Annotated in this window: 7 protein-coding genes and 1 pseudogene; 3 read left to right on the top strand and 5 right to left on the bottom strand. The window is 71.7% G+C overall.

Annotation, left to right across the window (positions count from 1 at the left end; all coding sequences use genetic code 11):
• The 3 genes from EHS43_RS29140 to pgsA all read right to left on the bottom strand — a co-directional run.
• Window positions 1-1,142, bottom strand: a 1,142-nt coding sequence (locus EHS43_RS29140; RefSeq protein ID WP_148104112.1) for a glycosyltransferase family 4 protein, incomplete at its 3' end; no start/stop codon positions are given.
• On the bottom strand, window positions 1,139-2,059 hold the full coding sequence (locus EHS43_RS29135; RefSeq protein WP_125193705.1) for a phosphatidylinositol mannoside acyltransferase: 921 nt from the start codon (window positions 2,057-2,059) through the stop codon (window positions 1,139-1,141). The genes EHS43_RS29140 and EHS43_RS29135, both read right to left, overlap by 4 nt.
• Window positions 2,056-2,793, bottom strand: a complete 738-nt coding sequence (gene pgsA, locus EHS43_RS29130) for a phosphatidylinositol phosphate synthase (protein ID WP_260470764.1) — start codon at window positions 2,791-2,793, stop codon at window positions 2,056-2,058. The genes EHS43_RS29135 and pgsA overlap by 4 nt, the downstream gene beginning before the upstream one ends.
• Before the next feature lie 273 nt (window positions 2,794-3,066).
• On the opposite strand from pgsA, the gene EHS43_RS29125 reads away from it, so the two are divergent.
• Window positions 3,067-5,265 (top strand): elongation factor G-like protein EF-G2, encoded by a 2,199-nt coding sequence (locus EHS43_RS29125; RefSeq protein ID WP_125193706.1) that lies wholly within the window; start codon window positions 3,067-3,069, stop codon window positions 5,263-5,265.
• A 206-nt stretch (window positions 5,266-5,471) separates the two neighbouring features.
• Window positions 5,472-7,136 carry a hypothetical protein gene (locus tag EHS43_RS29120; protein ID WP_125193704.1) on the top strand — a complete coding sequence of 555 codons (1,665 nt, stop codon included), beginning with the start codon at window positions 5,472-5,474 and terminating at the stop codon, window positions 7,134-7,136.
• Window positions 7,137-7,325: 189 nt separating this feature from the next.
• On the opposite strand, the gene EHS43_RS46690 is transcribed toward EHS43_RS29120, so the two are convergent.
• Both EHS43_RS46690 and EHS43_RS29115 read right to left on the bottom strand, forming a co-directional pair.
• On the bottom strand, window positions 7,326-7,502 hold the full coding sequence (locus EHS43_RS46690) for a hypothetical protein (RefSeq protein WP_185806458.1): 177 nt from the start codon (window positions 7,500-7,502) through the stop codon (window positions 7,326-7,328).
• Between the two features lie 171 nt (window positions 7,503-7,673).
• Window positions 7,674-8,234, bottom strand: coding sequence for an HIT domain-containing protein (locus EHS43_RS29115; RefSeq protein WP_125193703.1), 561 nt, complete (start codon window positions 8,232-8,234; stop codon window positions 7,674-7,676).
• A gap of 67 nt (window positions 8,235-8,301) precedes the next feature.
• On the opposite strand from EHS43_RS29115, the pseudogene EHS43_RS29110 reads away from it, so the two are divergent.
• Window positions 8,302-8,771: pseudogene (locus EHS43_RS29110) on the top strand (hypothetical protein); the annotation flags it as partial.

The raw sequence follows: 8,771 nt of genomic DNA, 5'->3' as shown, positions 1-8,771 counted from the left end.
CTCAGCCCCGGCCCCCGTTCGTCGTCCGCCGCCGCCACCGCCGCCGCGCCCGACGTCACCGTCTCGTAGACCGACAGGATGTCCGCGCCGACGGTGGACCAGTCGAAGCGGCGGACGTGCGCGCTGCCGCGCTCGCGCAGTTCCCTCAGTCGCGCCGGGTCGCCGAGCAGCCGTACCGCCGCCTCCGCCAGCGCGTCCGCGTCCTCGTTGGCGAAGAGCTCGCCCGCCGCGCCGTGGTCCAGGACCTGGGCGAAGGCGTCCAGGTCCGAGGCCAGCACCGGCGCGCCCGCCGACATGGCCTCGACCAGGATGATCCCGAAGCTCTCGCCGCCGGTGTTGGGGGCGACGTACAGGTCGATGCTGCGCAGGAAGCGGGCCTTGTCCTCGTCGCTGACCATGCCGAGGAACTCCACACGCGCGCGCAGTTCCTCGGGGAGCGACTCCACCGCCTCCTCCTCGTCCCCGCGCCCGGCGACCAGCAGCCGGGTCTGCGGGCGCTCGGCAAGGATCCTCGGCAGGGCCTTCATCAGCACCGGCAGGCCCTTGCGGGGCTCGTCGATGCGGCCCATGAAGCCGATCGTGTCGCCCTGCCACTCGGGCTTCGGCTCGGCCTTGGCGAAGAAGTCGACGTCCACGCCGTTGGGGATCACCACCGCGTCGCCGCCCAGGTGCTCGACGAGCGTACGGCGGGCGTACTCGCTGACGGCGATCCGGGCGCTGATCTTCTCCAGCGCGGCCTGGAGGATCGAATAGGCGGCGACCATGACCCGGGAGCGCGGGTTCGAGGTGTGGAAGGTGGCGACGATCGGGCCCTGCGCGGCCCAGCAGGTCAGCAGGCCGAGCGACGGCGAGGACGGCTCGTGGATGTGGACCACGTCGAACGCGCCGTCGTGCAGCCAGCGGCGCACGCGTGCCGCCGACAGGAACCCGAAGCTCAGCCTCGCCACCGAGCCGTTGTACGGCACCGGGACCGCGCGGCCGGCCGAGACGACGTACGGCGGCAGCGGGGTGTCGTCGTCGGCCGGGGCGAGGACGGACACCTCGTGGCCGAGGCCGATGAAGTACTCGGCGAGATCGCGGATGTGGAACTGCACTCCACCCGGCACGTCCCAGGAGTACGGGCAGACGATGCCGATTCTCACGGGCGCGCCCCGTCCGACGACGGTCGGGGTTCGAGGTCCTTCAGCCACAGACGCTGCAGCATGTGCCAGTCCTCCGGATGGTCGGCGATTCCCTCGGCGAAGGCATCGGCCAGCGCCTGTGCCATGACAGACGTCTTCTCGGCCCGCGTACCTGTCTCGGGCACCTCGACCGGGGGGTGCACCTTCCCCTGCATCACGGGCGAGTCGTCATACCAGAGTGTCACCGGCAGCAGCAGCGCGCCCGTTTGCTGGGCCAGCAGGGCCGGGCCCGCGGGGATACGGGTCGCCTCGCCGAAGAACCGCACCTCGACGCCGGAGGACGACAGGTCGCGCTCGGCGACCAGGCAGACCAGGCCGCCGTCGCGCAGCCGCCTGGCCAGCGTGCCGAAGGCGGTGCCGCCGCTGTGCGGGAGCACCTCCATGCCGAGGCCCTCGCGGTAGGCGACGAAACGGTCGTACAGCGTCTCGGGCTTGAGCCGTTCCGCGACCGTGGTGAACGGGGTCTCCAGCGCGGTGGTGACCCAGGCGCCGGCGAGGTCCCAGTTGGCCATGTGCGGCAGCGCGAGGATGACGCCCTTGCCGGCGGCGAGCCCGTCGGTGAGGTGGTGCAGGCCCTTGGGGTCGAACCCGCCCCTGATGCGGTCCTTGCTCCACGCGGGCAGCCGGAAGGACTCCATCCAGTAGCGCAGGTACGAGCGCATGCCCGCGCGCGAGAGCTCGGTGAGACGCTCGGGGCTCGCGTCGGGCACCACGCGCGCGTAGTTGCTCTCCAGGCGGAGCACGCCCTTGCCGCGCTGCTTCCAGGCCAGGTCGGCGATGCTCCGGCCGAGGCGCACCGCGACCGGCTCGGGAAGCTTCTTGACCATGCCCCAGCCCAGGCCGTACAGCGAGTCCGTCAGCCGCTCCTGGGCGCTCACTTCGCCGCCCCGCTCCCCTGCTGCCGGGGCTGGTCCCCGGCCACGTCCGTCCCGGCGGCGTCCGTCCCGGGGGTGTCCGGACCGGCACCCGAGCGCGCGGCGGCCTCCTCGGCCTCCGCCGACTCCCGGCGGACCGTGACGACCCGCTGGATCAGCGTGACCAGGCTGCCGACGGCGACGATCCACAGGGCGACCGGCAGCAGGTACTGGATGCCGGGCACACCGAACTTGTGCAGTCCCGCGAGGCCGGCCGCGACCAGCGAGATCACCAGGCGCTCGGCACGCTCCACGAGGCCGTTGACGGCGACGGGCAGCCCGATCGACTCGCCCCGGGCCTTGGTGTACGACACCACCTGGCCGCTGGCCAGGCAGAAGATGGAGACCGCGCACAGGGCGATGTCGTCGCCCCCGCCCGCGTACCAGAGGGCGAAGCCGCCGAAGATCGCACCGTCGGCGACACGGTCGAGCGTGGAGTCCAGGAAGGCGCCCCAGCGGCTGGAGCGGCCGAGCTGACGGGCCATGTTGCCGTCGACGAGGTCGGAGAACACGAACAGCGTGATCACGACCGTGCCCCAGAAGAACTCCTCCATGGGGTAGAAGACCAGCGCGCCCGCGACCACTCCGGCGGTGCCGAGGAGCGTGACCGTGTCGGGGCTGACGCCCCTTCTGATCAGAAACGAGGCGAACGGAGTGAGAACACGCGTGAAGAATGCACGCGCGTACTTGTTCAGCATGGCCTTCCCGACGGTCGGTGTGGCCGGCTCGGCCCCTGCTGGCCACCGGCTGGCCCATCGTAGCCACGCACACGCGTGGGCGGCGGCCGGGCACCCGGAGCCCGTGTCACGGCCTCGCGTCGTCCAGGTCACCGGGCGATCGCGTCCGTCGTATGGACGCACCGTGACGGGAGTGGAAAGCTCGAAGGACCGCGGGCGTCACCGGAGCCGCACCGCACGCGGGTCCGCATGTCCGCGCCCACAGAGACCTCACCGTGCACGGGAGGCAAGGCCATGGGCGACAAGGCGAACGCACACCCCGGAGCCGCCGGCAGGGCAACAGCGGCCGACCACCCCGCGTCCGTACGGAATGTGGTGCTGGTCGGCCACTCCGGATCGGGCAAGACCACATTGGTGGAAGCTCTCGCGCTCACCGCGGGAGCAGTGAACCGGGCGGGCCGCGTGGAGGACGGCGGCACCGTCTCGGACTACGACGAGATCGAGCACCGGCAGCAACGCTCGGTGCAGCTCTCCCTGGTGCCCGTCGAATGGGACGGGTACAAGATCAATCTCCTGGACACCCCCGGATACGCCGACTTCGTCGGAGAACTCAGGGCCGGTCTGCGCGCGGCGGACGCGGCCCTGTTCGTCGTCTCGGCCTCGGACGGGGTCGACGGCTCCACGCGCATGGTGTGGGAGGAGTGCGCGGCCGTCGGGATGCCCCGCGCGATCGTCGTCACGCACCTGGAGGCCGCGCGGGCGGACTTCGAGGAGATGACGCGGATCTGCGCGGAGGCCTTCGGCGGCGACGACCCCGACGCCGTGCTGCCGCTCTACCTCCCGCTGCGCGGCCCGCAGGGGCCCGACGGGCACGCGCCCGTGACCGGGCTGACCGGACTGCTGTCGCAGAAGCTGTTCGACTACTCCTCCGGGGAGCGCAAGGAGGCCGAGCCGGGCGAGGACCTGCTGCCGGGGATCGAGGAGGCCCGCAACCGGCTCATCGAGGGGATCATCTCGGAGAGCGAGGACGAGACCCTCATGGACCGCTATCTGGGCGGCGAGGAGATCGACTTCAAGACGCTCGTGGAGGACCTGGAGCGGGCCGTGGCGCGCGGGGTGTTCCATCCGGTCCTGGCCGCCGCCCCCGCGGCCGAGGGCGCCAGGCAGGGACTCGGCACGGTCGAACTGCTGGAGCTGATCACCGGCGGGTTCCCGACCCCCTTCGAGCACCCCACGCCGGGCGTCACGACCATCGACGGCAAACCGCGCGAGATCAAGGCGTGCGACACCGAGGGGCCGCTGGTCGCGGAGGTCGTGAAGACGGCGTCCGACCCGTACGTCGGCCGGATCTCGCTGGTACGGGTCTTCTCCGGCACCCTGCGCCCGGACGAGACGGTCCACGTCTCGGGGCACGGGCTCGCCGACCGCGGGCACGAGGACCACGACGTCGACGAGCGCATCGGCGCCCTGTCCGCCCCCTTCGGCAAGCAGCAGCGCCAGCTCTCGCACTGCATCGCGGGCGACCTGGCGTGCGTGGCCAGGCTCAGCCGCGCGGAGACCGGCGACACCCTCTCGGCCAAGGACGACCCGCTGCTCATGGAGCCGTGGGAGATGCCCGACCCGCTGCTGCCGCTCGCCATCCAGGCGCACAGCAAGGCCGACGAGGACAAGCTCTCGCAGGGCCTGGCCCGGCTGGTCGCCGAGGACCCCACCATGCGGCTCGAACAGAACCAGGACACCCACCAGGTCGTCCTGTGGTGCCTGGGCGAGGCGCATGCCGACGTGGCCCTCGAACGGCTGCGCAGCCGTTACGGCGTGCAGGTGGACGTGGTACCGCACCGGGTGCCCCTGCGGGAGACCTTCGCCGGGAAGTCGGCCGGGCGCGGACGGCATGTGAAGCAGTCCGGCGGCCACGGGCAGTACGCCATCTGCGAGATCGAGGTGGAGCCGCTGCCCGGTGGCTCGGGCATCGAGTTCGTGGACAAGGTCGTCGGCGGCGCGGTGCCGCGGCAGTTCATCCCGTCCGTCGAGAAGGGAGTGCGGGCGCAGGCCGCCAAGGGCGTGGCCACCGGCCACCAGCTCATCGACGTCCGGGTGACGCTGCTGGACGGCAAGGCGCACTCCGTGGACTCCTCGGACGCCGCGTTCCAGACGGCCGGGGCGCTGGCCCTCAGGGAGGCCGCGGCCGACGTGAAGATCCATCTGCTGGAGCCGGTCGCCGAGGTGTCCGTGCTGGTCGGCGACGACTACGTGGGCGCCGTGATGAGCGACCTGTCGGGGCGGCGCGGCCGGGTGCTCGGCACCGAGCAGACCAACGGCGGGCGCACGCTCATCAAGGCCGAGGTGCCGGAGATCGAGATCGGGCGGTACGCGGTCGACCTCAGGTCCCTGTCGCACGGCACCGCGCGTTTCAGCCGCTCCTACGCGCGGCACGAGCCCATGCCGCCGCAGATCGCCGAGAGGATCCGTGAAGAGGCGCGGGCCGCCTCATAGTTGGGGCGGGGCGCCCCACAAGTGGCTTCCTGAGCCCCGCGGGTGACGTTTGTGGAACCCACTCCTCCGAATCGGCGGGCGGCTTCGGCCGTCCGCCGATTAATGTCAGTGCGTACGGATACGCTGATGACCTGATCAACAGGTGTGCGAAGCAAGGAAGTCGGGAAGGCCGCAGTGGGTGAGTCCGGCGGCGATCGGGGGCGGGAATGACCGTTGACAGCGGCTACGCGGACTTCTTCGGTCCGCAAGTGCCGCGCACGGGTGACGAGGCGCAGACGGCGACGTTCGCGCTGGCCTCGGCGGCCTATCGGGACAATCCGGTGGAGGAGATCCTCAAGGCCAACAACGAGTGGCACGAGTCCGCTGTCAAGGGCGGCCGCAGGTGGGCGAAGATCTTCCGCCCCAACCTGGGCGAGGCGTTCTCCACGGCGGTGATCACCCGCATGCTCGGTGCGGGCCGCAAGCCCCTCATCCAGTCCTTCGGCGCCGAGCCGCAAGTCGTGGTCGAGCACTGTCTCGCGGCGAACAACATCCGCCGGGACCGGGACAACTGGCTGAGCGCCGTGATGGTGTTGTGCGGCGTCCTCTTCCTGCCGGGGCTCCTCGTCTGGCTGCTGGTGTTCACGCTGCGCACCAACATCGCCAAGCGCGAGGACAACAAGCAGGCGGGCGCGCTCGCCACCGCGCTGCTCGTCGCGATGGGCGCGCTGGCCGTGCTCTTCCTGATCAAGATGCCCTTCGCGGGCTTCTGGGGCTTGTACGCACGCGCGTGTGTGGTCCTCCCGGTGGTCGGCTGGTTCTGGGCCAAGCAGATCTGCGAGCGCACCGCGAGGGATCTGCGGGAGCGCTGGGCCAGTCTGCTGGCGGGCAGCAGCGTCGGCGCCAAGGTGCCGGAGGCGGTGCCGAGCAACCCGGGCGAGACCGCGGCCGAGCAGCTGCGCCAGTCCCTGGCCATGCTCAGCGCCGAGCAGCAGTCCAACTCGGTCTTCTACGCCGGCCCCAAGGGGATACTCGGCATGGGCACCCGCTGGGGCAGCTGGCAGCTGGCCGAGGACCTGGTGTCCGCCGACCCCACCCGCGAGATCCACCCCTTCCGCAGCTGGGACGTCGTCCGCTCCATCCACGACCAGCTGCGCATGCTGGAGCGCAACACGATCAACACCGGCGGCTTCCCGAAGCCGTCCATACGGCACTGGGTCGTCACGCCGATCGCGGAGGGCGCGAAGGAGGTGTCCCGGCCCGGGGGCACCGACGTGGACGCCTACCAGGTCAAGACGCACGCGATACAGGACATCTGCAACAAGCAGCAGTTCGGCGGCGGCGACCGGCACTACCTGGGCGTCCAGTGGACGCTGTGGGAGGGGCAGCTGGTCCTCACCATGCTGATCACGGTGACCGTGCTGCACGAGACGCTGCGCATCGAGGTCACCGGGCACGCGCTCGGGCCGGTGCACGGGCTGTTCACCTCGAAGCCGGCGGCCAAGGAGAAGGAGGTCGCCAAGCAGCTCAGGTTCTGGGAGACCAAGAAGATCAAGCTCCCGCTGGTCGACGCGGACGAGGTGGTCCGCCTCACCGCCCGGGCGCCCCTGACCTGGTACCCGCCGCTGCTCAACTGGCTCGGCGGCTCGCTCGCGCTGCCCGAGCCGTTCGGTCTGCGGCACGCGTGGGCGGACAAGCCGTGGCGGCACCGGTTCATGGCCGACGACGCACTGCGCGCCGCGACGCCGGTGCTGCGGGTCGTCCACTCCGCGGCGATCCGGGTCCTGTCGGAGAACGGCGTGGACACGGAGAAGTTCGGCACGCGGGCGGGCTTCCTGAGCACGCAGGTGCAGGACGTGTCGCCGCGGAAGGCGGACGTCTACGACGCGTAGGCCTCCGGCGGTCGGGCCGCATCGACATGCGGGGGGGGTCCGGGTGCCGGCCTCGGTGGCTGCGCCCCGGACCCCCTCGGCCCGGGCAGGCTCGTCCTCAAGCGCCGGACGGTCCTGGTCGATGCCTGCGGCGATCAGACCGCCCGACCAGGCCTACGCCAGCATCTTGCGGGTGCGGACGGCGGATGTCTACGACGCGTAGGCCTCCGGCGGTCGGGCCGCGTCGATGTGCGGGTGGGTCCGGGTGCCGGCCTCGGTGGCTGCGCCCCGGACCCCCTCGGCCCGGGCCGGCTCGTCCTCAGGCGCCGGACGGTCCTGGTCGATGCCTGCGGCGATCAGACCGCCCGACCCGGCCTTCGCCAGCATCTTGCGGGTGCGGACGGCGGACGTCTGCGACGCGTAGGCCTCCGGCGGTCGGGCCGCATCGACATGCGGGGGGGTCTTAGGTGCCGGCCTGGGTGGCTGCGCCCCGGACCCCCTCGGCCCGGGCCGGCTCGTCCTCAAGCGCCGGACGGTCCTGGTCGATGCCTGCGGCGATCAGACCGCCGACCAGGCGTCCGCCAGCATCTTGCGGGTGTCGCCCAGCAGCTGCGGCAGCACCTTCGTGTGACCGACGACGGGCATGAAGTTCGTGTCGCCGCCCCAGCGCGGGACGATGTGCTGGTGGAGGTGGGCGGCGATACCGGCGCCGGCGACCGTCCCCTGGTTCATGCCGATGTTGAAGCCGTGTGCCCCGGAGGCCGTCCGCAGGGCCGTCATGGCCTGCTTGGTCAGCTCTGCCAGCTCGGCGGTCTCCGGCTCGGTGAGGTCGGTGTAGTCGGCCACATGACGGTAGGGCACGACCATGAGGTGGCCGCCGGTGTAGGGGTAGAGGTTGAGCACCGCGTACACCAGCCGGCCGCGCCGGACGATCAGGCCGTCCTCGTCGGACTTGGCCGGAATCGAGCAGAAGGGGCAGCCGTCGTCGGCGCCCGGGCCGGTCGGCTTGTTCTCACCCTGGATGTAGGCCATCCGGTGGGGGGTCCACAGACGCTGGAACGCGTCCTGCGTCCCCACTCCCAACTGCTGCTCCGGCTCACTCGTCATGCAAAGCAGCATATGGCTTCGCCCGTTCGCGCCGTGTCGGCGGGGTTGTGGGAAAAGCGGCCCGGGCCAAGCTGGGCGGGTGGACGACGACAGCGGCAAGCTCCCCGGCAGCGACGGCCCCGAGACCGACGGCCCGGACGCCGACCGGCCACAGGGCAACCACGCCCGCGGGGCCCACGACGACGAGGCCCACGAGCCCCACGACACGGGCGAGCACGAGGGCGCGGACACGCCCGGCTCCGGCTCCGGCTCCGGCTCCGGCTCCGGCTCCGGCAAGCGTGACGGCCACGGCTCGACAGGCGGCCGGGCCCACCCCAGGGGCGAGCACGAGAGCCACGACACGCACGACACCGATGACGGCACTGGCACCGGCTCCAGCCCGGACCCCGGCCCCGGCTCCAGCCCCGGCCAGCATGAAGGCCATGGCCCAACAAGCGGCCAGGACCACCCCACGGGCGAGCACAAGGGCCAGAGCACAGAAGGCCACGAACCCCACGGCACTGGCAAACACGCAGACCACGACACGACAGGCCGCAAGCCCCCCAGCCC

The organism is Streptomyces sp. RP5T (genome assembly GCF_003933965.1).
Taxonomy (GTDB): domain Bacteria; phylum Actinomycetota; class Actinomycetes; order Streptomycetales; family Streptomycetaceae; genus Streptomyces.
The sequence above is the reverse complement of the archived record's forward strand: the minus strand, read 5'-3'. Positions and strand labels throughout refer to the sequence as shown.

Coding starts and splice junctions, on each gene's coding strand:
- pgsA (WP_260470764.1), bottom strand. CDS start 2,793: ATGCTGAACAAGTACGCGCGTGCATTCTTCACGCGTGTTCTCACTCCG.
- EHS43_RS29125 (WP_125193706.1), top strand. CDS start 3,067: ATGGGCGACAAGGCGAACGCACACCCCGGAGCCGCCGGCAGGGCAACA.
- EHS43_RS29120 (WP_125193704.1), top strand. CDS start 5,472: ATGACCGTTGACAGCGGCTACGCGGACTTCTTCGGTCCGCAAGTGCCG.
- EHS43_RS46690 (WP_185806458.1), bottom strand. CDS start 7,502: ATGCTGGCGAAGGCCGGGTCGGGCGGTCTGATCGCCGCAGGCATCGAC.
- EHS43_RS29115 (WP_125193703.1), bottom strand. CDS start 8,234: ATGCTGCTTTGCATGACGAGTGAGCCGGAGCAGCAGTTGGGAGTGGGG.